At 39.8% G+C, this 22,841-nt stretch carries 23 protein-coding genes and 2 pseudogenes; 11 read left to right on the top strand and 14 right to left on the bottom strand.

The window, feature by feature from the left end:
- Positions 1 to 76 precede the first annotated feature (76 nt).
- The 8 genes and pseudogenes from B7700_RS10010 to B7700_RS10045 form a co-directional block, all read right to left on the bottom strand.
- Complete coding sequence (locus B7700_RS10010) at positions 77 to 1,126, bottom strand: DUF389 domain-containing protein (RefSeq protein ID WP_084888687.1); 1,050 nt, start codon at positions 1,124 to 1,126, stop codon at positions 77 to 79.
- Positions 1,123 to 1,446 (bottom strand): potassium channel family protein, encoded by a 324-nt coding sequence (locus B7700_RS10015; RefSeq protein WP_001253404.1) that lies wholly within the window; start codon positions 1,444 to 1,446, stop codon positions 1,123 to 1,125. Before B7700_RS10015 ends, B7700_RS10010 begins: the two co-directional genes overlap by 4 nt.
- A 13-nt stretch (positions 1,447 to 1,459) precedes the next feature.
- Positions 1,460 to 1,801, bottom strand: coding sequence for a hypothetical protein (locus tag B7700_RS10020; protein WP_000397556.1), 342 nt, complete (start codon positions 1,799 to 1,801; stop codon positions 1,460 to 1,462).
- Positions 1,726 to 1,959, bottom strand: a pseudogene (locus B7700_RS11080) (TMEM175 family protein); the annotation flags it as partial. The pseudogene B7700_RS11080 and the gene B7700_RS10020, both read right to left, overlap by 76 nt.
- A pseudogene (locus B7700_RS10030) lies at positions 1,958 to 2,368 on the bottom strand (DUF389 domain-containing protein); the annotation flags it as partial. The pseudogenes B7700_RS10030 and B7700_RS11080, both read right to left, overlap by 2 nt.
- Before the next feature lie 290 nt (positions 2,369 to 2,658).
- Complete coding sequence (locus B7700_RS10035) at positions 2,659 to 4,170, bottom strand: ATP-binding cassette domain-containing protein (protein WP_049500984.1); 1,512 nt, start codon at positions 4,168 to 4,170, stop codon at positions 2,659 to 2,661.
- Positions 4,171 to 4,967: 797 nt separating this feature from the next.
- Positions 4,968 to 5,942: a sensor histidine kinase gene (locus tag B7700_RS10040; RefSeq protein WP_084888690.1), complete on the bottom strand. Its 975-nt coding sequence runs from the start codon at positions 5,940 to 5,942 to the stop codon at positions 4,968 to 4,970.
- Positions 5,935 to 6,612 carry a response regulator transcription factor gene (locus B7700_RS10045; RefSeq protein WP_049551323.1) on the bottom strand — a complete coding sequence of 226 codons (678 nt, stop codon included), beginning with the start codon at positions 6,610 to 6,612 and terminating at the stop codon, positions 5,935 to 5,937. The genes B7700_RS10040 and B7700_RS10045 overlap by 8 nt, the downstream gene beginning before the upstream one ends.
- Before the next feature lie 155 nt (positions 6,613 to 6,767).
- Between B7700_RS10045 and B7700_RS10050 the strand changes: the two genes are divergently transcribed.
- A complete protein-coding gene (locus B7700_RS10050) occupies positions 6,768 to 7,841 on the top strand; it encodes a DUF2974 domain-containing protein (RefSeq protein WP_084888692.1) in 1,074 nt (357 codons plus the stop codon).
- 88 nt (positions 7,842 to 7,929) lie between these two features.
- On the opposite strand, the gene B7700_RS10055 is transcribed toward B7700_RS10050, so the two are convergent.
- The 3 genes from B7700_RS10055 to B7700_RS10065 all read right to left on the bottom strand — a co-directional run bounded on the left by B7700_RS10055 (position 7,930) and on the right by B7700_RS10065 (position 10,373).
- Positions 7,930 to 8,949 carry a YdcF family protein gene (locus B7700_RS10055; protein WP_084888694.1) on the bottom strand — a complete coding sequence of 340 codons (1,020 nt, stop codon included), beginning with the start codon at positions 8,947 to 8,949 and terminating at the stop codon, positions 7,930 to 7,932.
- A 68-nt stretch (positions 8,950 to 9,017) separates the two neighbouring features.
- On the bottom strand, positions 9,018 to 9,455 hold the full coding sequence (locus B7700_RS10060; protein ID WP_001166795.1) for an Rrf2 family transcriptional regulator: 438 nt from the start codon (positions 9,453 to 9,455) through the stop codon (positions 9,018 to 9,020).
- A gap of 75 nt (positions 9,456 to 9,530) precedes the next feature.
- Positions 9,531 to 10,373, bottom strand: coding sequence for a metallophosphoesterase family protein (locus tag B7700_RS10065; protein ID WP_192855684.1), 843 nt, complete (start codon positions 10,371 to 10,373; stop codon positions 9,531 to 9,533).
- A gap of 111 nt (positions 10,374 to 10,484) precedes the next feature.
- Here B7700_RS10065 and B7700_RS10070 point away from each other — a divergent pair, with 111 nt between their 5' ends.
- From B7700_RS10070 to B7700_RS11470, 4 genes are all read left to right on the top strand, one after another.
- Entirely contained in the window at positions 10,485 to 11,135 is a 651-nt protein-coding gene (locus tag B7700_RS10070) for a metal-dependent transcriptional regulator (protein WP_084888698.1), read from the top strand.
- Positions 11,136 to 11,254: 119 nt separating this feature from the next.
- On the top strand, positions 11,255 to 11,962 hold the full coding sequence (locus B7700_RS10080) for a nicotinamide mononucleotide transporter (RefSeq protein WP_004255605.1): 708 nt from the start codon (positions 11,255 to 11,257) through the stop codon (positions 11,960 to 11,962).
- A gap of 129 nt (positions 11,963 to 12,091) precedes the next feature.
- Positions 12,092 to 12,505: a hypothetical protein gene (locus tag B7700_RS10085; RefSeq protein ID WP_084888700.1), complete on the top strand. Its 414-nt coding sequence runs from the start codon at positions 12,092 to 12,094 to the stop codon at positions 12,503 to 12,505.
- A gap of 117 nt (positions 12,506 to 12,622) precedes the next feature.
- Positions 12,623 to 12,937, top strand: coding sequence for a threonyl-tRNA synthetase (locus tag B7700_RS11470; protein ID WP_338132013.1), 315 nt, complete (start codon positions 12,623 to 12,625; stop codon positions 12,935 to 12,937).
- A gap of 38 nt (positions 12,938 to 12,975) precedes the next feature.
- Here B7700_RS11470 and dtd read toward each other — a convergent pair whose 3' ends face one another.
- The gene (dtd, locus tag B7700_RS10095; protein ID WP_084888701.1) at positions 12,976 to 13,419 is read right to left on the bottom strand and encodes a D-aminoacyl-tRNA deacylase; all 444 of its coding nucleotides are present in this window, start codon (positions 13,417 to 13,419) and stop codon (positions 12,976 to 12,978) included.
- Positions 13,420 to 13,448: 29 nt separating this feature from the next.
- Positions 13,449 to 15,671 carry a RelA/SpoT family protein gene (locus B7700_RS10100; protein WP_084888703.1) on the bottom strand — a complete coding sequence of 741 codons (2,223 nt, stop codon included), beginning with the start codon at positions 15,669 to 15,671 and terminating at the stop codon, positions 13,449 to 13,451.
- A 324-nt stretch (positions 15,672 to 15,995) separates the two neighbouring features.
- Here B7700_RS10100 and B7700_RS10105 point away from each other — a divergent pair, with 324 nt between their 5' ends.
- The 4 genes from B7700_RS10105 (at position 15,996) to B7700_RS10120 (ending at position 19,159) form a co-directional block, all read left to right on the top strand.
- The gene (locus B7700_RS10105; protein ID WP_084888705.1) at positions 15,996 to 17,453 is read left to right on the top strand and encodes an N-acetylmuramoyl-L-alanine amidase; all 1,458 of its coding nucleotides are present in this window, start codon (positions 15,996 to 15,998) and stop codon (positions 17,451 to 17,453) included.
- A 324-nt stretch (positions 17,454 to 17,777) separates the two neighbouring features.
- Positions 17,778 to 18,092, top strand: a complete 315-nt coding sequence (locus B7700_RS10110; RefSeq protein WP_000725073.1) for a hypothetical protein — start codon at positions 17,778 to 17,780, stop codon at positions 18,090 to 18,092.
- 50 nt (positions 18,093 to 18,142) lie between these two features.
- The gene (locus B7700_RS10115) at positions 18,143 to 18,406 is read left to right on the top strand and encodes a hypothetical protein (RefSeq protein WP_049551315.1); all 264 of its coding nucleotides are present in this window, start codon (positions 18,143 to 18,145) and stop codon (positions 18,404 to 18,406) included.
- Between the two features lie 123 nt (positions 18,407 to 18,529).
- Positions 18,530 to 19,159 (top strand): MBL fold metallo-hydrolase, encoded by a 630-nt coding sequence (locus B7700_RS10120; protein ID WP_084888707.1) that lies wholly within the window; start codon positions 18,530 to 18,532, stop codon positions 19,157 to 19,159.
- 39 nt (positions 19,160 to 19,198) lie between these two features.
- Here the strand turns inward: B7700_RS10120 and pepO are convergent, their stop codons facing one another.
- Positions 19,199 to 21,091 (bottom strand): endopeptidase PepO, encoded by a 1,893-nt coding sequence (gene pepO / locus B7700_RS10125; RefSeq protein WP_084888709.1) that lies wholly within the window; start codon positions 21,089 to 21,091, stop codon positions 19,199 to 19,201.
- Between the two features lie 180 nt (positions 21,092 to 21,271).
- Here pepO and B7700_RS10130 point away from each other — a divergent pair, with 180 nt between their 5' ends.
- Both B7700_RS10130 and B7700_RS10135 read left to right on the top strand, forming a co-directional pair.
- Entirely contained in the window at positions 21,272 to 21,994 is a 723-nt protein-coding gene (locus B7700_RS10130; protein ID WP_084888711.1) for a metal ABC transporter ATP-binding protein, read from the top strand.
- Positions 21,991 to 22,839 carry a metal ABC transporter permease gene (locus B7700_RS10135; RefSeq protein ID WP_000559787.1) on the top strand — a complete coding sequence of 283 codons (849 nt, stop codon included), beginning with the start codon at positions 21,991 to 21,993 and terminating at the stop codon, positions 22,837 to 22,839. Before B7700_RS10130 ends, B7700_RS10135 begins: the two co-directional genes overlap by 4 nt.
- The last annotated feature ends 2 nt before the right edge of the window (positions 22,840 to 22,841 follow it).

A 22,841-nucleotide genomic window follows, 5' to 3' on the forward strand; every position in this document is an offset into this window, starting at 1 on the left:
TTTAATCCGAGCTAGTAGTGATTGACCAAACCACCACACAAGATTTACTTTCATGAGTTAGATAAGGTCAATATCCTCAATCCTTGTCTGCTTCATTTTCTTTTACGAGATCTTTTTGTGAATCCTTTTCAGAGAGTTTTTGATCGATATACTTGTTAATGGTTTCATAAAATTCCTTGGTCGAATCACTGTCTAATTTTGTCGAATTATGAACTTGATTGACTTTCAATTGAACAGATTGAATACCGTAAGAGGCTTGTTTTTGGTGGAGCGTTTCTAATTCTTCTTTTGAAATCGGATCTCCAACAACCGTCAAGACCAACTCATTGTTTCTTGATTTGTAGACTTGATTAATGACCGTGTGATTGGCGAACTCTTTTCCTACAAACTGTTTGATTCCTTCTTTTCGCGCTTGATCTATCGTTAGAGTGACTGCTGAATAGCTGGCTGGAAGAATCAATAATACAATCAAGGAGATCAACCCAATTCTCATTTTAATATTTAACTCTTTAAATGAACTTAAGGGAGATTTTCTCATCATAATTCTTGTTCCAACAATGTTGATTAGCATGATAAAGACACAGTTAATCAAGAAAAGATAAAGAGCTCCAAATAAAAATCGTACATTTCCATTAGCTAAACCGTAACCTGCAGTGCAGATAGGTGGCATCAGAGCTGTTGCGATGGCTACTCCTGGTACGATATTGTTTGCTTCTTTTTTCCTTGAACCGATCACACCAGCAATCCCACCAGCAATAGCAATGAGAACATCCCAAATGGTTGGAGAGGTTCGTGCGATCAACTCGCTACTTGCATAAGACAAGGGAGAAATCCAGAAATACAGAGTCGAGACAAGCAAACTGACCAACACTTGAGTCAATAAAACCTCTAGAGATTGCTTGATTAAACGCGTATCAAAAATAGCTAAACCGAATCCCAGTCCAACAATCGGTGTCATGAGAGGTGAAATTAACATGGCTCCAATAATAACAGCTGTTGAATTCATATTTAGACCGATAGAGGCAATAAAAATTGCACACATCAAAATCGCTGTATCTCTCAATCGAACATGAAGGTCATCGTATAATTTCTCACGGTATTCCCGTGTTGAATAATTGGCAGTCATTTGTCCTCTCCTCTTTCCTTATTTAAATCGGTATAATAATTAATAATAACAGCTGATAAACAGCCAAAAAATATGAGCCCATAAATCGTCAAGAAGACACTGGTAATCCTTCCAATCAAGGTCACAGCTAGGAGATCCCCGTAGCCGACAGTCGTCGAAGTCACAAAAGCATACCAAAGACCGTCTCCGTAATTTGTGATAGCAGGTTCAACTAGGAAAAGCACGCCTCCTGACCCAAAAACAAAGGTCACAAAACTCAGAGCAAACCGAGTAAAACCCGTAACCTGTATAATATGCCATAACATTTTTAAACGTCTCATTTGTTCTCCTTATTCATACTAGCTCCTGACCGAGCCGTTTTTTCCAATAATCAAAGTGAAGATAGGACATGATCTCCATCAGAGAAAGATAGACAAACTGATAGATCTGATTTAAGCTGATTATCAACTGATATTGTTTGAAAAATGACTGGAAGAAAGACCAGATATGACTGTCTTGAATCAGTCCCTTCTTAACATCAGACAGGATATTAGCTAAAGCTCCCAAGGACTGAAACGGTAAATCCTTGACATTTATATAGATCCGGTCCACCACATCATTCAGACTGGTATCTTGGATGGCATGAAATTCTCCAAAGAGAACTCCTGCCGCTCCAAGAGTAGAAACAAATTCCACCAAATAATTTCTGAGGAAATTTTCTCAACCTTTTCCCATAATGTGTTTAGTGCCATCCATAACGATCCCAACCAGAAAAAGGAAAGAAAACAAGCAAAGAAATTTTGCCGTAAATCCCAAAAAGCTTCAAGACTTGGTGTTGTTGGTTTTTCTAACTCTTTTCCTTGAACCGATCACACCAGCAATCCCACCAGCAATAGCAATGAGAACATCCCAAATGGTTGGAGAGGTTCGTGCGATCAACTCGCTACTTGCATAAGACAAGGGAGAAATCCAGAAATACAGAGTCGAGACAAGCAAACTGACCAACACTTGAGTCAATAAAACCTCTAGAGATTGCTTGATTAAACGCGTATCAAAAATAGCTAAACCGAATCCCAGTCCAACAATCGGTGTCATGAGAGGTAAAATTAACATGGCTCCAATAATAACAGCTGTTGAATTCATATTTAGACCGATAGAGGCAATAAAAATTGCACACATCAAAATCGCTGTATCTCTCAATCGAACATGAAGGTCATCGTATAATTTCTCACGGTATTCCCGTGTTGAATAATTTCCGTTCATTGGTTACTCCTTTTATTTTATATAATCTTGTTTCTGCATGGATGATGGTAGAGAGACTTCTGTCCAATCTTACATATTTTTCTTCTCACCTGTTATTCTTTTGAAAATTATCTTTTAAGTATCCGTCAGTCCATCCTTTATATTATATCAAAAATTTTACAGTTTTTCTCTGACGAAATCTATCAATTGAATAGATAGATGAAGCAAGAAATTTTTGTTTCCTTATCCGAAGAAGGAAAAACGGTATCTCCTGAACCTTGATACTATGCGTTTTATTCTTTATAATTTAGCTATTTCAAAATTACAAGTTCTCCATTCTTAATTTCCCAAACTTGGTCAAACTTACTTAATAATTCGTTTTGGCGATGTAAAGTAACAATGACGGCACTTGGTAGTTCCAGAACTCTTTCCAATTCCATTTTAAACTGATTAGTATCCAAGGCAGAGAAAGGTTCGTCTAGGATAAGCAATGGATTTTTACGATTTTTCTCACGATTTAAATACATTCGTTGTTGCTGACCACCTGACAGGGATTGTGGTGGAATTTTTTCAAAATCTTCTTCTCTGAATTTTTCATTGAAACTATTGAATAGTGTTACATTATTTTCATAACTCGAAATAAATGTATGTTCTTGTTGCAGAATCATACCGAATCTTCCCCAAAGATGGTCCAAAACAAGCCCATCTAGCACAATTTGTCCTTCAAAATCTTCATCTGTTCCATTTAAAATGTTGAGAAGACTACTTTTTCCAGAACCATTCTTACCAATAAGCGCAATTTTATCCCCTTTTTGAATCGTAGCGGAAGTAATTATCAATTTTGATTCTCCCAGTTGTTTGGAAATGTTTTTCAAAGTAATCGTATCAAAAGAATGTTGAGGTGCTTGAACTGAAACGGGTCTCCCAACAATGTTTTGAAAACTCTTGATTACAGGCTTTACGGACTCTAACATTTGTAAATCATAAAGGATTTCCTGTATTGGTTCAGAAAAAGCATTAATATATCCGAAACTCGCCACCACCTCAGGAATACCGAGTTGCTGGTGAGATAGAGAGTAGGCTAAATAAATAAACAGAACAAGACTAATGAATTCAAAAGAAACACCTGTCAATAAGATGCCTGTAATTTTTGTCAAACCATACTTAAAATACTTATCCTGCAAATTCTTTAGAGAACTCTTTTGTTGATTCAAAAAATGCGACATAGTTAGTTTATTTACCAAATGATGTCCCATGAGCAAATCCTCCAAAGTTCGATAGTAATCTCCTTGTTTTTTCAAGTAAACCTGTCTACGATTAGCGGTCAACTTCCCAACGATTTTAGGAATTTGAATACTAATTCCAGTGGAAAAGATTAAAATCAGTGATACAATAGGATTAATTGTTCTGCTAATAATGAAAGCGTAAATGATGATACGTAAAATTTGTTTGATAAAACTCATCAATGGAGGAAGGTAATCCTTTTCCAACGAATCTAGGTCATTAGATTGATAGGAAATATACTCTGCTACTGTTTTCTGCTTGAAATCGTGGTGACTGAGTCCCAGAAGTGAACGAAACCACTCATTTTTCAAAGTAGTCGAAAAGATAATCCCCTGCTTCCAATCAAGTATCATTTGGATATAGTTACAACTCAAATAGCCTGCCACTGACATAGAGTAACCATATAGAGCTACTTGATAATCCCCTTTGATTAATGCCTGCGTGAAATACGGTAACAAAGCAGTGCAGATATTCGATATTGCACCAAAAAGAAAATTAAAGAAGAGATACCATCTAATAGTTTTAAGATATGGTAGCATATACGATACTCCTTACTAATACTTTTTTTACATATCGAAGAACAATCTCTACTATTCCCTGTTTCAGATAGTGCGATACCAGGACATTGAGTGCAATAATTGGCAATCACACAAGTTCTGCAGTTTTTACTATCATTCCAAGTATAATTTGCTATTTTGTAAAATATAGGTCTATCCCATGTTTCTTTGATAGATGTAAAATGAATATTTCCAATACTTCTATTGAAAGTAAGCTTTTTCAGTTTTTCTAACGATTTAGGCTATTTCGTGACACACCCACAATCCGTGAAAATTCTGGTTATATCAGATTATGTGATTTTCGTAAGAATTTTATATTGTCTCCAATCATGGCAGTCTCCTTTTACTTGATAAAACTATTATAACATTTAGAAATTAAAAACTGGTTCAAAATCAATAGAATGTGTGTATTCGATACATTCAATAAATTCTTGGAAACAGTTCTACACCAGTTACACAAATCTATATACACCTATCTCATTCAAAATAAAAAGAAAGTTGCAGTTCTTTTAATCCTGTATCAACGATTCATTCTGAAATCGAATAGGAGACATTTCCCAAGTCTACAATTCACTTCATCTCAAATTAATTTTTGTAATTCACCCTTAGTTTATAGATTTTATACTCAACAAAAGTATAAAGCATACAAAACTTCACTTTGAACCAGTATTTATACTATATTCCGTATTAAAAATTCTATTATTGATTTTGTAAAAAACAGTCTTCAAATATCCTGAAATATAGCAAAAAGAGATTGGGTAAAAACTCATTGTCTCTTCTCACTCAAGGACTAAGTTCACTTGAGCAAACTGAATCCGCACTGTCGTTCCTGTACCGACCTCAGACTCGATACGAATCTGGTGCCCCAGTTCTTCAGAAATTTTCTTAGATAGGTAGAGGCCAAGTCCAGATGACTGCTGGGTTAGGCGTCCATTATATCCTGAAAAGCCACGTTCAAAGACTCGGAGGACATCACTGTTTTTTATCCCGATTCCTGTATCCTTGATACAGAGTTCCTGGCCTTCCATATAAATCTCCAGACCACCTTCCTTGGTGTACTTGAGACTGTTTGAGATGATTTGCTCAATAACCACTAGCAGCCACTTTTTATCCGTCACGATTTCTTTATCAAGGTCATGTAGATTGACATTTAAGCCTTTTTGAATAAAGAAAAGAGCATATTTACGAATTATTTCCTTGACCAGATCCTCAATTTGAACCTTCTTTAAGAGCAAATCATCATGGAAACTCTCTAAACGCAGATACTGTAAAACTAGATTGGTATAGGAGTCAATCTTGAAAATTTCCTGTTCTAATTGCTGCTTCAGTTGGCGGTCGGCTACTTCTGCAACTAAGAGTTGACTGGCTGCAATGGGGGTCTTTATCTGATGGACCCACAAGGTATAGTAATCCAGCAAATCCGTCAGTTTTCTTTCTGAATCTGACCTCTGTTGATAGAGTTCCATCTCACGCGCTTCTAATTTTTCAGCCAAGGCTCTTTCCAATGGAGATTTGGCTTCCCTCTCCCCATAGAGAATTTCCTGGCGATAGACCTGCATTTCCACCAATATGTCCCAAGTGAAAAATAAGATGGTTACAAAGCAACACAAGAGAAAAAAATAGAGAAAGTAAATTCCTAAACTGGCAAATAAAAACTGAAAAAGTAAGAGCAGAAACGTCAAAGAAATCAGATAGACAAACAGACGACTACGGGAGCGCAAATAATCTAGAAAAAATTGTTTCCAATCAAGCATGCTTTAATCCGTACCCTATTCCTTTCTTGGTCTCGATAAATCCAATCAAGCCCTGCTCTTCCAACTTTTTACGCAAACGAGCCACATTGACAGAGAGAGTATTATCATCAATGAAAAAGTCACTGTTCCAAAGTTCTCGCATCAGGTCGTCACGCGCTACGATATTACCCGCATGCTCAAACAAAACGCGTAAAATCTGGAATTCATTCTTAGTCAAATTCAAGACTTGACCTTGATAATGTACATCCATGGATTTGGTATTGAGGATAACACCGGCATATTCCAGTAAGCTCTCGTCACGGCCAAACTCATAGGAACGGCGCAGCAAGCCCTGAACCTTGGCCAAAAGAACCTGCTGGTCAAAAGGCTTGGTCACAAAGTCATCCGCGCCCATATTGATTGCCATGACAATATCCATAGCCTGGTCTCTCGAAGACAGAAACATGATAGGCACCTTGGAAATCTTGCGGATTTCCTGACACCAGTGATAGCCATTAAACAAAGGCAGTCCAATATCCATGAGGACCAGATGAGGTTCCGATTGGACAAAAAGGCTCAAAACTTCCATAAAGTCTTCTACTAGAACCACTTCAAATCCCCATTCAGAGAGCATTTTTCCGACTTGTTGACGAATGACCTGATCATCTTCTACTAATAAAATCTTGTGCATGCGCTCCTCCTTTTCTATTATTATAACAGATTTTCCCATGCTAGAAGGCCTAAAATTGATTTTGACATAGCTTGTTTTTAGCCAACAAAGCGCGATAATCCTACTAGCTAATTTGAGAGAAATTTGATAAGATAAATAAAAAGAAAGGAGTTCTTATGACCAATATTTTTGACTATCTGAAAGATGTCGCACACGATTCCTTTTACGACCTTCCTTTAAATGAATTAGACATTCTAACCTTAACAGAAACCACCTACCTCTCCTTTGATAATCTGGTCTCCACAACTCCTATGCGACTTTTAGACCTTGCACCTCAGGTTCCAAGAGAATCTAACATATTGACCAGCAAAAATCGCCTCCAGCTATTGGATGAGCTATCTCAACACAAGCGCTTCAAAAATTGCAAACTCTCCCATTTTATCAACGACATCGACCCTGAGCTGCAAAAGCAATTTGCGGCTATGACCTACCGCCTCACTCTCGATACCTATCTGATTGTCTTTCGTGGGACTGATGACAGTATCATTGGCTGGAAGGAAGATTTCCACATGACCTATATGAAGGAAATTCCTTCTCAAAAGCACGCCCTATGCTATTTAGAAAACTTTTTTGTCCACCATCCTAGGAAAAAAGTCATTCTAGCTGGGCATTCCAAGGGAGGAAATCTAGCTATCTATGCGGCTAGTCAAATTGAGCAAAGCTTGCAAAATCAGATTACCGAAGTCTATACATTTGATGCGCCTGGTCTCCATCAAGAATTGACACAGACCGAAGGTTATCAAAGAATAATGGATAGAACCAAGGTCTTCATTCCACAAGGTTCCATCATCGGTAGGATGCTGGAAATTCCTGCCCACCAAATCATCGTTCAGAGTACTGCCTTAGGTGGCATCGCCCAGCACGATACCTTTAGTTGGCAGATTGAGGATAGACACTTCGTCCAACTGGATAAGACCAACAGCGATAGTCAACAAGTAAACACAACCTTCAAAGAATGGGTAGCGACAGTCCCTGACGAAGAACTTCAGCTCTACTTCGATCTCTTCTTTGGCACCATTCTTGATTCTGGTATTACTTCTATCAATGACTTGTCTTCCTTAAAGGCGCTTGAACACATTCATCATCTCTTTATCCAAGCGCAATCCCTCACTCCAGAAGAAAGGGAAACTATGGGTCGCCTCACCCAATTATTGATTGATACCCGTTACCAAGCCTGGAAAAATAGATAGTAGCTTTCAAAAATCAAATGTATATAAAACAAAAGACCTAGAACACAGACTTTCATGTGCATTCTAAGTCTTTTTTAATAAAATCTAACTACCAAATAACCCCTTTATAGGCTAACAAAATGATAACTAACAGCAGGACATACAAGGCAAGGAAGAGCCATTTCATCTTGACACAGAGCGCTACGTACTCCCGAATAAAAGCAGATGGTATATAGTAGCCTGCCGTCCTACATCCGAGGCCATCTCCCTTCATTTTTAACTTACGAGCATAAGTACTGGTACGAAAAACATGATAGTCATTTGTAACAAAGAGGAATTGAGGTTTGGCTACCAGTTCCTCACCAAGTTCCTTAGAAAGGAGAAGGTTCTCGTAGGTAGTCCTTGATTGATCTTCCAGAATAATCGCATCTTGGGGAACATCTGTCTCTTCAAGAAGATAGTTTGTAATGGCCTGCGCTTCAGAAATCTTCTCATCTCCTCCTTGACCACCACTGGCAATGATTTTGATATGAGGATTCTTAGACTTGTGATAAGCTTCCACTGCCTTATCAATTCTCCTCTTCAGCAAAGGTGTTACCTTTTCTCCGTCTAACAAACCTGCACCATGAATGATAATAAAATCATAATGCTTCTTCTTAGGAATAAAGAGATACAAGATAGAGTACAGAATAAAAGCCACAAAAGCAAAACCAAAAATAAAGTAAGAATAAGCAATAAATGCAAATAAAATATTTAGAAAGTGATTGGTGTAAAATAATTCATGTCGTCCTCCCAATCGAAATGACATCAAAGCAAAAAATAGTAAAATGACTATTCCAAGGAGCATGGAGAGATAATTAGCCTTTGAACGTCCCTCTCGCTTCAACAAAATGACCCCATTATAGATTAGAAAGATGCCACTTAGAAAAAGCAAAAAAGGAAGTAAAATAAAGGGAAATATAAAAAAAGCGAAATGAATCTTCTCATACCCATTTTGATAAAAAAGGTAGCCTAGATAAAAATAACTGGAAATGAGGGATAATAAGAATAATACTGGATTCCACAAACTTCTATTATCCTTCCAAAATGACACTATAAAGGCTAATACAATTCCTATAACGAGATACATTTCTTCCTCCTTTAATGATTCTATTTTATCACAATTTTACATAGAGAAAAAGAGGGCATCTACCCCTCTTAATCCTTCATTTGACTCTCTGCATCAGCCACGACTTGTTCTAGACTGGTCTGACCAAGCTCTGCCTCCATAGCCAGCTGGATTCTCTCCAATTTTTGATCTAAAACATCATGAATATGAGCTCCAACTGGGCAATTTGGATTTGGGTTGTCATGAAAACTGAAGAGTTGACCTGTCTTTCCAAGACACTCAACCGCTTGATAAACATCTAATAGACTAATGTCTTTGAGATCCTTAACAATCTCTGTTCCCCCTGTTCCGCGCGCAACTGAAATCAGCTCTGCTTTCTTCAACTGGGACAAGGTTTTTCTGATAATGACAGGATTGACCCCTACACTAGCAGCCAGAAAATCACTGGTCACCTTACTTTCCTTCCCCTTGAGGGCAATGATTATCAGCATATGAGTCGCAATGGTAAATCTACTTGGAATTTGCATCCTCTTCTCCTTTTTACGAGGCTCCCCTGCCTCTACTCTTCTTTTTCTTTTATTATACCCTTTTTAGTTGTAATGTCAATCATTACCACCTTTTAACCAGGCATCTAATTCCCTATCATAGCCCTCTTTCTGGGCCAATTCTCTCAGAAATTCCTGATGATGAGTATGGTGGATACCATTGACCAGACTTTCATAATAAACCTCAAAATAGGGAAGTTTAAGATCTTTAGCCAACTGCAATTCAGCTGCCACATCGTAGTCTACCCGTCGGAAGTCCATATCTACCAAGCCCTTGTCATCAAACTCCAAAATCATATACTGGGCACGCAAGTCCTTCCGCAACTGGGCATCTAGAAAGAAAGGTTGCCCAATCGAACCCGGATTGACAATCAATTGCCCACCAGTCCCATAACGAAGCAACTGCTGGTGAATATGGCCATAAACAGCAATATCACAAGATGGATTGGCCACCAAGCGGTCAAAATCCTCTTGTGATCCAGTATGAATCAACTCTCGCCCCCAGTTCTTATCAGGAAGATGGTGGCTAATTCCCACCGTCAAATCCCCAAACTGACGATGAATCTGGAGTGGTTGATTGTGGAGCAGTTCAATTTCTTCTAGGGAAATTTCCTCTAAAACATACTGGCACTGGCGCAAGAGATAGCGTTGACTGGGGCGAGTACTATCCAATTCCTTGCGGACACCATGCCAAAGACTGTCTTCCCAGTTTCCCAAAACCCTAGCCGTAATCGGTAGTTGAGCCAACAAGTCCAAAATCCTTCTACGCCCTGTCCCTGGCATGAGAATGTCTCCCAAAAGCCAGTATTCATCCACTCCTAGCTGCCGAGCATCTGCCAAAACAGCCTCCAAGGCGGTGGTATTTCCATGAATATCTGAAAGAAGAGCTATTTTCGTCATATCCATCTCCTCGTTTTTTCTCTTGCAATAAGTATAACATAAAAAGTCACAGCTAGAGAAATCTAGCTTTTTTTGATATACTAGATAAAGATATTAGACAAGAGGATACGAATGACCCCGAATAAAGAAGATTATCTAAAATGTATTTATGAAATTGGCATAGATTTGCATAAAATCACCAACAAGGAAATTGCGGCTCGCATGCAAGTCTCTCCCCCTGCCGTAACTGAAATGATTAAACGGATGAAGAGCGAAAACCTCATCCTTAAGGACAAGGAATGTGGCTATCTACTGACGGATCTCGGACTCAAACTGGTCTCTGAGCTCTATCGTAAGCACCGCTTGATTGAAGTTTTTCTAGTCCATCATTTAGACTATACGAGTGACCAGATTCATGAAGAAGCTGAGGTCTTGGAACATACTGTCTCTGACCTGTTCGTGGAAAGACTGGATAAACTACTAGGATTTCCCAAGACCTGTCCTCACGGAGGAACTATTCCTGCCAAGGGAGAACTCTTAGTTGAAATCAATAACCTGCCACTAGCTGATATCAAGGAAGCTGGCGCCTACCGCCTGACTCGGGTGCACGATAGTTTTGACATTCTCCATTATCTGGATAAGCACTCACTTCGCATCGGTGATCCGCTCCAAGTCAAGCAGTTTGATGGCTTCAGTAACACCTTTACTATCCTTAGTAAAGACGAGGATTTACAAGTGAATATGGACATTGCAACACAACTCTATGTCGAGAAAATCAACTAATTTCTCAAGTCCCCCAACCAACCCTGAAAGTTTTATTTTCAGGGTTTTATTTCTATCATTTGATTTTGCTTTCATTTAATTGTAGAATATTTGTAAAAAAAAGAAAGATAGTTTAAACTATGAAAAAATCACTAAAAATTTTTGCTACATCTAAATGGTTTGACCTCTTTGGGGTTGCTTTAGTCGTTGGGATTGCGATTGCATCTGGTTACCTCAACTCCCGCCTCGATAAATTCGTAGACTGGGGACCATGGACAGCTCTTGTACCCTTTGGATTGATTTCCGTAACCAACGTTGGGATTTCCATGTTGTCCACTCGTTTCACGGGGAAATTAAGCAAATGGGGAAATTACTTTGGTATTGTTAATACCATTTTGTCCGGTGCTATTGATTATATCCTTGGAAATAAGGCGGCTATTATCACCTATCCCGTCACCTTCCTCATTTATACCTTTGCTATTAAGAAATGGGAAGCTTCGCAAGAAGGCAGACCCAACCAAATGAGCCAAAAACAGCTAAAATTGGCGGCCATCATCATTTCAATCATCGCCTTCCTCTTTGCCTTTGTGACAAACTTTATCGGCTATGGAGGAAAGATGAATCTCCTTGCCTATGTAACAACAATTGCCTTTGCACTCTCACTCATTGCCAATGCTTTTAACGCATTGAAACTAACAACTCAGTGGGGCTTTTGGTTGATTTACAATTTCGTTCAGCTGACAAAAGCTGGTATTCAAGGAAATTTTGCCAATATCGGAAAATACATCTTTTATATCCTCAATGCAATCGGAGCTTTATTTGTCTGGAATGATGAAGAAGTAAGATAATAGAAGAAAACTTAAATAAAAAAACAAGTCGACTTAAGAGAATCTCCCTTCTGCTATTTTTATCATTTTACTTGTAACTCCCATTCTTTTGGAGTAGAATGAAGTTAGATAAAAGAGGGAGGTCATCTTATGAAAAAACTCTTTAGAATCCATTTTACAGCAATTGCAGTCATCGATTTGCTGCTATTGGCATTTTTTAACAAAAGACCCGAGACATCTTTGGAGTGGCTCTTGCTATCTGGTTTTATTTTCCTCCTTACTCAAGGACTCCTGTTATTTCGCTTGGTTGTCCGACTCAAACATCAATTCGCTGAGATTTATCCTCAAATCAATAAAAAGATTCGCTTCTACTATTTAGGGGTTCTCTCCATTGATTTTCTATTTTTTGTCCTCTTAGCCTTCATTAGTTCTCAGCGTTTTTACTCTCTTATGCCAATCATCACTGCTTGTCATTCTACTTTATATTATATGACGGCTGACTACCTAAGAGAACACTATCCAGATTTTTACGACAAACACATCACTTTATGGGAGTGCCTATAAGGAGAAAGAGGTTTTATCATGAAAAAAATCATCTCCATCAAAACCATTCAACTCCTTATCATCGATGGAATTATGCTGGCATTTTTGACATTTAAAGGGGGGCTTACTTGGGACTAGATTTTTATTTATAGCGGTTGGCTCATTTTCTTTCATCCTGTGCTATTGACCTATCTTTCAAACCAACTTTGTGACCACTTTGGTCAACTCTATTCTCAGATTAGACCGAGATTCTGGCGTTTCGCCTTACAAATCCTCCTATGGGATATCTTGATGATTCTCTCCTTGATATGTTTAAGTGGTATGCCACTTCTCCTTCAGGGAACTCTCCTAATTCTAGGCCATCTCATCCCTTCCTACCGCATAAGCCAAAGCCTGAAAAGAGATTTCCCCAAGGCCTATCAAGAACCGATTTCATTTTGGAATATTTTATGATAGATAAGAAAGACCAAGCCAGCTGGGCTTGGTCTTTCTTATCTATTTTTAGTATCAAGGATAATGGTGACTGGTCCGTCATTGACCAGCTCAACCTGCATATCAGCTCCAAAGATGCCTGTCTGAACGGGCACTTCTTGCGCTAATTTTTGATTGAAATCATCATAGAAGTCTGATGCCATATCAGGCTTGGCTGCCCCTGTAAAGGCTGGACGATTGCCTTTCTTAGTATCCGCAAAGAGGGTAAACTGAGAAATAGAGAGGATTTCTCCTTCAATATCTTTGACAGAGAGGTTCATCTTGCCTTCTGCGTCTGAAAAAATCCGCATATTGACCAGTTTTCTCACAGCATAGTCCAAATCTTCCTCTTGGTCCTCTGGTCCAACACCAACCAGCAATAAGAGCCCCTGATTGATTTTCCCCTGAACCTGACCTTCGATACTCACTTGGGCTTTTGTAACCCGTTGGATAATGATTTTCATAATAGCCTTTCTAGTAAGAGCTAGGACAATTAGCCATTGGTTCGTTTAACAGAGTAAACTTCTGGCACACTCTTAATCTTGTCCACGACCGTAGTCAGCGTCGAGAGGTTGGCAATGCCGAAGGATACATGGATATTAGCAAACTTCATATCCTTGGTTGGTTGAGCGTTGACTGTTGATATATTCTTGGTTGTGTTTGAAAGAACTTGCAGTACATCATTCAACAGTCCTGTACGGTTGAGACCATAGATATCGATATGAGCTACATACTCCTTATTTGAGTTTGAATACTGATCTTCCCACTCCACATCAAGGAGACGTTGCTCGTAGTTTTCTTGGGCACGCAGGTTCATACAGTCCACACGGTGAATAGCTACACCACGACCCTTGGTAATGTAGCCGACAATATCGTCACCAGGAACAGGATTACAACACTTGGCAATCCGCACTAGGAGACCTGAGGCACCTTCAATGACCACTCCACCCTCATGCTTAACCTTGAGGGTTTCTTTGTTTTCAACCTTGATCTCGCCACCTTTGACAAGCTCTTCTGCTTCCGCCTTGGCCTTAGCACGTTCTTCCTCACGACGTTCCTTTTCAGTCAGACGGTTAAAGACAGTAATAGCTCCAATTTCTCCAAAACCAATAGCCGCAAAGAGGGACTCTTCTGTCTTGTAGCTGGTCTTTTGCAGAACTTGGTCCATATGACGCTTGTCCATGAATTTATTGGCCACATAGCCGTTTTCTTGGAACTGAGCCATCAACATTTCACGACCCTTATTGATAGACAATTCCTTATCTTGGTTTTTAAAGAACTGACGAATCTTGTTGCGGGCCTTGCTGGTCTTGACCATGTTAAGCCAATCACGGCTTGGCCCAAAGGAGTTCGGGTTGGTGACAATTTCAACCTGATCCCCTGTCTTGAGCTTGGTTGTCAGAGGAACCATACGGCCATTGACCTTGGCACCCGTCGCTTTTTCACCGACCTTTGTATGGATTTCGTAGGCAAAGTCAATCGGTCCTGAATCTTTGGGAAGGGAACGAACAGCTCCATCTGGAGTAAAGACATAAATCTCCTCAGCCAGATAGTTTTCCTTAACTGAATCCACAAATTCCTTGGCATCATCAGCCTGGTCTTGGAGCTCCATCATCTCCTTGATCCAGTTCATCCCAATAGCTGATTCCTTGCTGTTAACCTGCCCCTTGATGCCCTTCTTATAAGCCCAGTGAGCTGCAACCCCGTACTCAGCCACCTCGTGCATTTCCTTGGTCCGAATCTGGAATTCAATCGGCCCTTTTGGCCCATAGACAGTCGTATGGATAGACTGATAACCATTAGCCTTGCGGTTAGCGATATAGTCTTTGAAACGACCTGGCATTGGTTTCCAAAGTTCATGCACATAACCAAGCATGGCATAGACATCACTTTGGGTATCTAAAATACAACGAATGGCAATCAGGTCATAGATTTCCTCAAACCGTTTTCTCTTATCCTGCATTTTGCGGAAAATCGAGTAAATATGCTTGGGACGACCGTAAATCTTCCCTTTCAAGTGACGATCCGTCGTATAGTCTTCTAGTTTCGTAACTACCTCATCCACCAAGGCTTCACGCTCTCTGCGTTTTTCCTTCATCATATGGGTAATCTTGTAAAACTCCGTTGGGTTGAGATAACGGAAAGATAGGTCTTCCAGTTCCCATTTGACGCTAGAAATCCCCAGACGGTGAGCAAGAGGTGCATAGATTTCCATAGTTTCTTTGGAAATGCGCTCCTGCTTGTCTTTTCGAAGGTGTTTAAGCGTCCGCATATTGTGCAAGCGGTCAGACAGTTTGACCAAGATAACACGGATGTCCTCAGACATGGCCATGAGCATCTTGCGATGATTTTCTGCCAACTGCTCTTCGTGAGACTTGTATTTAACTTTACCAAGCTTGGTAACCCCATCTACGATTACCCGCACATCAGGACCAAACTCCCTTTCCAAATCGTCCAAGGTCGCTTCTGTATCTTCCACCACGTCATGCAAGAAACCACAAGCTACCGTTACAGCATCCAGCTTGAGCTTAGCTAAAATACCTGCCACTTGGATAGGGTGAATGATATAAGGCTCACCTGATTTACGATATTGACCACTATGGCATTCAACGGCGTAAATCAAGGCTTTATGTACAAAAGCAACATCCTCTTCCGTTAAATATTCTTTGGTTAAAGCGACAACTTCTTCACCTGTTAAATTCACTTCTTTTGGCATCTCTACTCTCCAATTCTTCCTACCATTTTATCACTTTTTTAAGAATATGAAAACTAGAAAAAGAGGATTCTAAAGCTTATTCAAGTTGTTGGGAAGGAGGATAAAAAAAGATTCACACTAAAACAATAAAATTATCTGATTTTCATCTATCTTTTTTGATATAGGCTACACTAAAAGTCAGTGAAATGAAAATACATTCTTCTTTTTTCAATAAATAAGGTTTGATATTTTGGTAATTTTCTAACCTTTTTAGTGTATAATGGTAATATAAACAGTTTTTTACGATAATTACTGAATTTTCATCTTTCTAGAAAGGCAAACAACATGAAATCACACAAAAGACTGACACTTTTAGCCTTAGCTGTTCTTGGACTAACAAATCAAGTCGTTTTGGCTGATGATACGAGTCATTCTACTACTACCCCTATGACTAGTTCAATCAGTAGCTCAACAAATACTTCCACTAGTCATTCTACTAACAGTTCTACAAATACTTCTGCTAGTAGTTCTCAAGCTAGTGCAGAAACTTCGACAAGTACAGCTAGTTCAAGTGAACAAGAAAGTAAACCTTCTCTTTCTAGGGAAACCCAACATAATCAACCTATGCAGACTGGCTGGGTAAAAGAAGGGAACAAGTGGACTTTTTATAGTCAAACTGGGGTCAAATTTACAGATACCCTCTATGATGGTTATCTCTTTGATAGCCAGGGATACTTGCTTGAAAACAGCTGGTATCAGATGGGAACTAATTGGTACTATATCAATGGTTCAGGTAAGTATTTATCCAACCAATGGAGCCAAATCAATGGCAAGTGGTATGCTTTTGATGACTACGGTAGAATGCTGGCCAATGTCTGGAAGGGCAATTACTACCTCAAATCCAGCGGTGCCATGGCAGATAAGGAATGGGTCTACGACCAAAGCTACTCTAGTTGGTTTTACCTCAAATCTGGCGGACGCTACGCCCAAAAACAATGGATTGGTTCCTACTATCTTAAATCTGGTGGCTACATGGCCCATAAGGAATGGATTTATGACCCAGACTATCAAGCTTGGTACTATCTTAAAGACGATGGTGTATATGTCACAGGAACCTATTCAGTGGATGGTAAAAACCAGCTCTTCCAAGGAAATGGAAAATGGGTTCGTGAATTAGCACAAGGTTTTCAAAAAGGACATTACTCTAAAACTATTTTTCTAGATCCAGGTCACGGTGGTAAGGATCGCGGGGCTTATTACTATGGCATAGCTGAGAAAGAATTGAACCTACAAGTTTATCGTAAGCTACGTAAACGACTAGAAGGACTCGGCTATACCGTTCTCACCTCTCGAGATAGTGACATAGACGTTGATTTTATTACCGAACGTTCTCGCATGGTTAATAAGACCAATGCAGACTTTTTCATCAGTCTTCATTTCAATGCAAAAGGGAATGATACAACCGTTAATCTTGGTATCCAGACCTATTCTTACAAGGATGAACCTGGTTTCCCTAGCAAGATTAACAAGGATTGGCACAACAATCCTGAACGGATGAGTGAAAGTAACCGTCTCGCAGCTGATATTCATTCTTCACTGCTAGCTGAAACTGGAGCCAGAGATGCCGGACTTTTGCAAGCTACCTTTGCTGTTCTACGTGAAACAGCTAAACCAGCTGTTTTGCTAGAGATGGGATATATGGATAATCCAGAAGAAAACAAAAAAATCCGCAGCAATGACTACCAAGATAAACTGGTTGAAGGGATTGTCAAGGGAATCCAAAAATACTACGCTGGCAATTAAAGCAGTTTAAGCCTCGAACTCACTCGGGGCTTATTTTTCTTATACAAATTGTGTTCTTCTTTCTAGATCTATCTCCTTTTTCAGCTTATTCTCTCCAACTGTGCTATACCTATCTAGGAAAAAAATATTTCAGAATTGCTTGACAATTCTGAAATGTTTTTTTATAATATGTTATACAGTTAGATTTTCTATTTAGGTGATAGAAGGAGAGATAGAAGAACGGAAACCATATTGTAATCTAAATATAATTTAACTCCCTATGATTATCACTTTTTCATTCAAGTAAATATATTTGAATGACATCATTTCACAAAGGAGTATCCTATGAAAAAAATTGTACTAACACTATTAGGAGCTACTGCTCTATCTATTGCCGTTCCAATCAATGCTGCTGAAACCAATACAACAAATAACTTTGAAGGTCCTCGTTATGAGCGTATATATTCTCATCGTTATAGTAAAACAGTAACAAGATACTATAACGATGATGGTTACATCCCACCAACTATCTACTATTCAGAATATAATGATAGTTTCCAGTCAACCTTCAAAGGAACACTTGAAATAGATAGTGTACGAAGATCAAACGGTGGAACTCGTGTCACATACACTGGTACCTTGACTGGATTTTGGAATTAAAAATCCTCAAGATACTTTCTTTTATCCTTTAGTTTATAAGGAGAACACCTATGAAAAAAACTGGTATTTCTATCTTTGCTCTCCTAGTTTTAGGAGTTAGTTGCCTGTTCCTATTCAGCCAGCAAAGCTATAAAAAAACAGTCGTTCAATATTATGCTAACGACCAGAACCTGCCCAATAGGATAACTTATAGTGAGTATAGCGACAAAAGAGAAGCCAACTACGGTGGCACTCTAAACATCACGTCTATCAAACAAGCTAATGACGGAGTTTATGCAACCTATGAAGGGCAATTGACACCTCTCCAATATTGATAAATTGTTAACCAGCCTGTCTTCATCTAGTCATGCTGGTTTTTAAATTCATTCTAAATCCTTACCTATTCTCCCCAACTGTGCTATACTTATCTTAGTACATTCTTTGAGATTGGAGTCAATATGAAAATCCATAAAACCGTCAATCCTGTTGCCTATGAAAATACCTATTACCTAGAAGGTAAAAAACACCTCATCGTTGTCGATCCTGGTAGCCATTGGGAAGCCATTCGTCAAACCATCGAGAACATCAACAAACCGATCTGTGCCATTCTATTGACCCACGCCCATTATGACCATATCATGAGTCTGGACTTGGTTCGCGAGACTTTTGGCAATCCTCCGGTCTATATCGCAAAGAGCGAAGCCAGCTGGCTCTACACTCCTGTCGATAATCTCTCTGGTCTCCCTCGTCACGATGATATGGCAGATGTGGTCGCAAAACCTGCAGAACACACTTTTATCTTTCACGAAGAATACCAATTAGAGGAATTTCGTTTCACTGTCTTGCCAACACCAGGGCATTCTATCGGTGGTGTTTCCCTAGTCTTTCCTGATGCTCACCTAGTCTTGACAGGAGATGCCCTATTCCGTGAAACCATCGGACGAACAGACCTTCCGACTGGTAGCATGGAGCAACTCCTCCATAGTATACAGACCCAACTTTTCACCCTGTCAAACTACGATGTTTATCCAGGACATGGTCCAGCTACTACTATCGCTCACGAAAAAACTTTCAATCCTTTTTTCTAGCAAGTTAAAACCCAAGGACAAAAATCCTTGGGTTATGTTTTACCAAATAATCACGCGGTCTTCTGGCGAACGCCACATACCGTCTCCTTCTTTGACATCATAGGTTGTAAAGAAATCATCGAAGTTTGGTACTTGTACATTGACACGGAGTTTGGCTGGCGCGTGCACATCGACGCTAGCCAAAAGTTTCATAAATTCTGGGCGACCTTTCATGCGCCAGATGCGACCGAAGTTGTAGAAGAATTCTTCTGCCGAGAAATCTGGTTCTCTCTTGGCAGCTTCAAGCGCTGCAGCGATTCCTCCCAAGTCAGCCACGTTTTCTGATACAGTCAATTTACCGTTGATGGTTGCTCCATAAGAATCTTGTCCATCAAATTGGTCAATAACTTTTTGTGTTTTCTCCTTGAAGGCAGCATAGTCGCTCTCTGTCCACCAATCCTTGAGGCTACCATTTTCATCAAAGGAAGCTCCGTTGGTATCAAAGGCGTGGGAAATTTCATGGGCAATAACTGCCCCAATACCACCGTAGTTAGCAGAAGATGACTGATGCAAGTCATAGAAAGGTGCTTGTAAAATAGCCGCTGGGAAGACAATCAGGTTCTTCTGTGGATTGTAGTAGGCGTTGACCATATGAGCAGGCATTCCCCACTCCTTGTAGTCAACCGGCTGATTCCACTTGCTCCAGCTGTGCTTAATTTCAACACGCGCAAAGGCAAGAGCATTCTTAAAGAGGCTAGCAGATTCATCCACTACCTTGTCCTTGTAGCGTTCTGGTAATTCTTCTGGGTAACCGATATAAGGCTTGATAACATTGAGTTTGACGATGGCCTTGTCACGAGTTTCTGGAGTCAGCCAGTCATTTTTAGCCAAACGTTCCTTATAGACATCAATCATAGTTGCCACTTTTTTCTCCACGTCTGCCTTAGCTTCTGGAGAGAATTTTTCATGGGCATACCAGAGACCCAAGGCTTGTTTGAATGGACCTTGTGCTAGCTGGTAGGCTGCCTTGACCTTGTCTTTGGCTTCTGGAACTCCAGAAAGCGCACGGCTATAGGCACCAGACAAGACACGGATTTCTTCCGTTAAATAGCTGGTTGAAAGATTGACCACACTCAAGATCAAGCTTGCCTTGAGCAAAGGCCAAGCTTCTTCACTATAGAATTGCTCAGCTGCTTGCCAGAAACGTTCTTCATCAACGATAACCTTGTCTGGAGTTTGTCCAATCACTGCTTGGAAGAAATCATCTAAAGGAAGTGCAGGAGCAAACTTTTTGAAATCTTCATAAGAATATGGATGGTAAAGTTTAGCATATTCTGAACTCTCTTCGTTTGAAAGTACGACTGCTGCGATACGGCGGTCCAACTCCAATCGTTTCTCTAAAAGATCTTCGATTTCTTCATCTGAGAAGTTATAGGCTTTGAGGAGATTAGCAGTACTTTCTTTCCAAAGGTTCAATAATTCCTCGCGCTGTGGATGGTCTTCTGCATAGTAGGTTGTGTCAGGCAAGATCGTTCCTGGAGCACTTGCCCATAAAACGTTGATTCTGGCATCCATAAAGTCTGGCGATACACCAAAAGGAAGGAAGTTAGGTTTTCCTGCAAGTTCAAACTCTGCTAGTCTAGCTGTAAAATCCGCAAAAGTCTCTAATTCTTGGAATTCTTTAAGGAGTGGTAAGACAGGTGTGATACCGTCAGCTTCTCTCTTGTCAAAATCACGAACTAGGCGGTGGTATTTGACAAAGTTTACCAAGATAGCATCCTCAGGCACCTCTTCACCTGCCAACCACTTGTCTGTTGTCACCAACATCAAGTCTTCAATTTCCTGGTCTAAATCAACAAAACCTCCTGTTTGAGACTTATCTGCTGGGATTTCAGCTGTCTTCTGCCATTCTCCATTGATTGCATCATAAAAATCATCTTGATAACGTGTCATCTTGTTCTCGCTTTCATTTTTTTAAGTTATTGCTAGCTTAACAAAAATTGCTTGGGAATGCAATTAAAAATGAACTTTCCTTTTCCATCATTTTTCAGTTATTATTTTAATTTTTTCAAAAATTAACTTGACTTAATTTTTTTTTTAATGTATATTAAGAGACAGGAGGAATACAAGTTTATGTTACGTATCGAAAACCTCAGTGTCTCCTACAAAGAAACATTGGCACTTAAGGATATTTCACTAGTGCTTCAAGGACCAACAATTACCGGTATCATTGGTCCAAACGGTGCTGGAAAATCAACATTATTAAAAGGGATGCTGGGAATTATCCCACATCAAGGTCAGGCATTTCTCGATGACAAGGAAGTTAAAAAATCCTTACACCGAATTGCCTATGTCGAACAAAAAATCAATATCGACTACAACTTTCCCATCAAGGTCAAGGAATGCGTCTCGCTAGGACTATTTCCCTCTATCCCACTCTTTCATAGTTTAAACTCTAAACATTGGAGAAAAGTAGAGGAAGCCCTTGAAATCGTCGGCCTAGCTGACTATGCTGAACGGCAAATCAGTCAACTGTCTGGAGGTCAATTCCAGCGGGTTTTGATTGCCAGATGTTTGGTTCAGGAAGCCGACTATATCCTCTTGGATGAACCCTTTGTTGGGATTGACTCTGTTAGTGAGGAAATCATCATGAATACGCTGAGAGATCTGAAAAAAGCTGGGAAGACGGTTCTCATCGTCCACCACGACCTCAGCAAGGTTGCCCACTACTTCGATCAAGTCTTGCTTGTCAATCGAGAAGTGATTGCCTTTGGTCCAACCAAAGAAACCTTTACCGAAGCCAATCTCAAAGAAGCTTACGGTAATCGACTCTTTTTCAATGGAGGTGACCTATGATTGCAGAATTTATCGATGGATTGCAAAAATTCCATTTCTTACAAAATGCCTTGATAACAGCCATTGTCGTCGGGGTCGTAGCTGGAGCTGTAGGATGTTTCATCATCCTACGCGGGATGTCACTCATGGGAGATGCCATTTCACATGCTGTCTTACCAGGTGTAGCCCTCTCCTTCATCTTGGGCCTTGACTTCTTTATCGGAGCCATTGTCTTTGGATTGCTAGCTGCTATCATCATTACCTACATCAAGGGGAACTCGATTATCAAAAGCGATACCGCCATCGGCATTACCTTTTCTTCTTTCTTAGCCCTCGGTATCATCTTGATTAGTGTCGCTAAAAGTTCAACTGACCTTTTCCATATTCTTTTCGGAAATATCCTGGCCGTCCAAGATACGGATATGTTTATTACTATGGGTGTTGGTGCAGTCATTCTCTTGTTAATCTGGATTTTCTTCAAGCAACTCTTGATAACTTCCTTTGATGAACTCTTGGCCAAAGCCATGGGAATGCCTGTCAATTTCTATCACTACCTTCTCATGGTACTCTTGACTCTCGTGTCTGTGACAGCCATGCAAAGTGTCGGAACTATCCTGATTGTAGCCATGCTGATTACCCCAGCTGCAACTGCTTATCTGTATGCTAATAGCCTGAAAAGCATGATTTTCCTTTCCTCAACCTTTGGAGCTACTGCTTCAGTTTTGGGACTCTTTATCGGTTATAGCTTTAACGTTGCGGCAGGTTCTAGTATCGTGCTCACAGCTGCTAGTTTCTTTCTCATTAGCTTCTTTATCGCTCCAAAACAACGATATTTGAAACTGAAAAATAAACATTTGTTAAAATAAGG

The organism is Streptococcus mitis (assembly GCF_002096755.1).
In the GTDB taxonomy this organism is placed as follows: domain Bacteria; phylum Bacillota; class Bacilli; order Lactobacillales; family Streptococcaceae; genus Streptococcus; species Streptococcus mitis_AC.

Coding starts and splice junctions, on each gene's coding strand:
- B7700_RS10050 (WP_084888692.1), top strand. CDS start 6,768: ATGACCAATATTTTTGACTATCTGAAAGATGTCGCACACGATTCCTTT.
- B7700_RS10115 (WP_049551315.1), top strand. CDS start 18,143: ATGAAAAAAACTGGTATTTCTATCTTTGCTCTCCTAGTTTTAGGAGTT.
- B7700_RS10015 (WP_001253404.1), bottom strand. CDS start 1,446: ATGAGACGTTTAAAAATGTTATGGCATATTATACAGGTTACGGGTTTT.
- B7700_RS10105 (WP_084888705.1), top strand. CDS start 15,996: ATGAAATCACACAAAAGACTGACACTTTTAGCCTTAGCTGTTCTTGGA.
- B7700_RS10130 (WP_084888711.1), top strand. CDS start 21,272: ATGTTACGTATCGAAAACCTCAGTGTCTCCTACAAAGAAACATTGGCA.
- dtd (WP_084888701.1), bottom strand. CDS start 13,419: ATGAAAATCATTATCCAACGGGTTACAAAAGCCCAAGTGAGTATCGAA.
- B7700_RS10085 (WP_084888700.1), top strand. CDS start 12,092: ATGAAAAAACTCTTTAGAATCCATTTTACAGCAATTGCAGTCATCGAT.
- B7700_RS10065 (WP_192855684.1), bottom strand. CDS start 10,373: ATGACGAAAATAGCTCTTCTTTCAGATATTCATGGAAATACCACCGCC.
- B7700_RS10135 (WP_000559787.1), top strand. CDS start 21,991: ATGATTGCAGAATTTATCGATGGATTGCAAAAATTCCATTTCTTACAA.
- B7700_RS10035 (WP_049500984.1), bottom strand. CDS start 4,170: ATGCTACCATATCTTAAAACTATTAGATGGTATCTCTTCTTTAATTTT.
- B7700_RS10055 (WP_084888694.1), bottom strand. CDS start 8,949: ATGTATCTCGTTATAGGAATTGTATTAGCCTTTATAGTGTCATTTTGG.
- pepO (WP_084888709.1), bottom strand. CDS start 21,091: ATGACACGTTATCAAGATGATTTTTATGATGCAATCAATGGAGAATGG.
- B7700_RS10110 (WP_000725073.1), top strand. CDS start 17,778: ATGAAAAAAATTGTACTAACACTATTAGGAGCTACTGCTCTATCTATT.
- B7700_RS10010 (WP_084888687.1), bottom strand. CDS start 1,126: ATGACTGCCAATTATTCAACACGGGAATACCGTGAGAAATTATACGAT.
- B7700_RS10080 (WP_004255605.1), top strand. CDS start 11,255: ATGAAAAAATCACTAAAAATTTTTGCTACATCTAAATGGTTTGACCTC.
- B7700_RS10045 (WP_049551323.1), bottom strand. CDS start 6,612: ATGCACAAGATTTTATTAGTAGAAGATGATCAGGTCATTCGTCAACAA.
- B7700_RS10070 (WP_084888698.1), top strand. CDS start 10,485: ATGACCCCGAATAAAGAAGATTATCTAAAATGTATTTATGAAATTGGC.
- B7700_RS10120 (WP_084888707.1), top strand. CDS start 18,530: ATGAAAATCCATAAAACCGTCAATCCTGTTGCCTATGAAAATACCTAT.
- B7700_RS10040 (WP_084888690.1), bottom strand. CDS start 5,942: ATGCTTGATTGGAAACAATTTTTTCTAGATTATTTGCGCTCCCGTAGT.
- B7700_RS10060 (WP_001166795.1), bottom strand. CDS start 9,455: ATGCAAATTCCAAGTAGATTTACCATTGCGACTCATATGCTGATAATC.
- B7700_RS10100 (WP_084888703.1), bottom strand. CDS start 15,671: ATGCCAAAAGAAGTGAATTTAACAGGTGAAGAAGTTGTCGCTTTAACC.